The sequence below is a fragment of the Collinsella sp. AF25-2LB genome (assembly GCF_003458415.1).
In the GTDB taxonomy this organism is placed as follows: Bacteria; Actinomycetota; Coriobacteriia; order Coriobacteriales; family Coriobacteriaceae; genus Collinsella.
In genome coordinates this window covers 1-1,267 of sequence record NZ_QRUF01000036.1, presented here as the reverse complement: position 1 = coordinate 1,267, position 1,267 = coordinate 1, and the positions used below count along the sequence as shown (strand labels likewise).

The following is a 1,267-nucleotide window of genomic DNA, read 5'->3' as shown; positions in this document are numbered from 1 at the left end:
GGCCCGAAAGAAAGGTAGGAGGCCATGACGAAAGGTCTGCACGTGCCTTCCGAGATCGGCAAGCTCAGGAAGGTCTGCCTGCACCGTCCCGGCGACGAGCTCCTCAACCTGCCGCCCGACGAGCTCGAGCGACTCCTGTTCGACGACGTCCCGTTCCTGGAGGTCGCGCAGCAGGAGCACGACACCTTCGCCCAGATCCTGAGGGACCAGGGCGTGGAGGTCCTCTATCTCGAGAACCTCGTCGCCGAGGTGTTCGACCAGGTCCCCGGCGCCCGCGCCGAGTTCACCGACCAGTACATCGCCGAGGCCGGCATCCGCGGCCAGCACATGCCGCAGATCGTCCGCGAGAAGCTGGACTCCATCGAGGACAACCTCGAGTTCGTCAAGAAGACCATGGCCGGTATGACCAAGTCCGAGATCGACATGCCCCTCACGGCGTCCACGACCCTCGACTCCCTGGTCAACTCCGAGTCCGAGTCCGACCTGATCATCGACCCGATGCCCAACCTCTACTTCACCCGCGACCCGTTCGCGGTCATCGGCGAGGGCGTCAACCTCAACCGCATGTACTCGGTCACCCGCAACCGCGAGACCCTGTACGGCAAGTACATCTTCAAGTACCACCCCGACTACAAGGACGTCTCGCTGTACTTCCGCCGCGACTGCCAGTTCCACACCGAGGGCGGCGACGTGCTGAACATCAACGAGAAGACCCTCGCCGTCGGCATCTCCCAGCGCACCCAGGCCGCCGCGATCGACGTCATGGCCCAGAACATCTTCTGGAACTCCGACTCCAAGGTCGAGCGCATCCTGGCCTTCGACATCCCGGTCTCGCGCGCCTTCATGCACCTCGACACGGTCTTCACCCAGATCGACGTCGATAAGTTCACGATCCACCCCGCCATCATGGGCACCCTGCGCGTCTACGAGCTGACCGCCGGCAAGAACCCGGGCGACGTGAACATCCGCCTGATCGAGGACACCCTCGAGCACGTCCTGGAGGACGCCACCGGCGTCGACCAGGTCAAGCTGATCCCCTGCGGCGGCGGCGACCCGATCGCGGCCTCCCGCGAGCAGTGGAACGACGGCTCCAACACCCTGTGCGTCGAGCCCGGCAAGATCTGCGTCTACGCCCGCAACACCGTCACCAACGACGTGCTGTACAAGGAGGGCCTGGACCTTCTCGTCGTGCCCTCCGCCGAGCTCTCCCGCGGCCGCGGCGGCCCGCGCTGCATGAGCATGCCCTTCTGGCGCGAGGACCTCTAAG

Annotated in this window: 1 protein-coding gene; it reads left to right on the top strand. The window is 65.2% G+C overall.

What is annotated here, in order from left to right; genetic code table 11:
* Positions 1-24: 24 nt before the first annotated feature.
* Positions 25-1,266, top strand: a complete 1,242-nt coding sequence (gene arcA / locus DWY51_RS09395; RefSeq protein WP_055309804.1) for an arginine deiminase — start codon at positions 25-27, stop codon at positions 1,264-1,266.
* Position 1,267: the final 1 nt, after the last annotated feature.

Excerpts from the sequence above, each read along its gene's own strand:
- arcA (WP_055309804.1), top strand. The coding sequence starts at position 25 with ATGACGAAAGGTCTGCACGTGCCTTCCGAGATCGGCAAGCTCAGGAAG.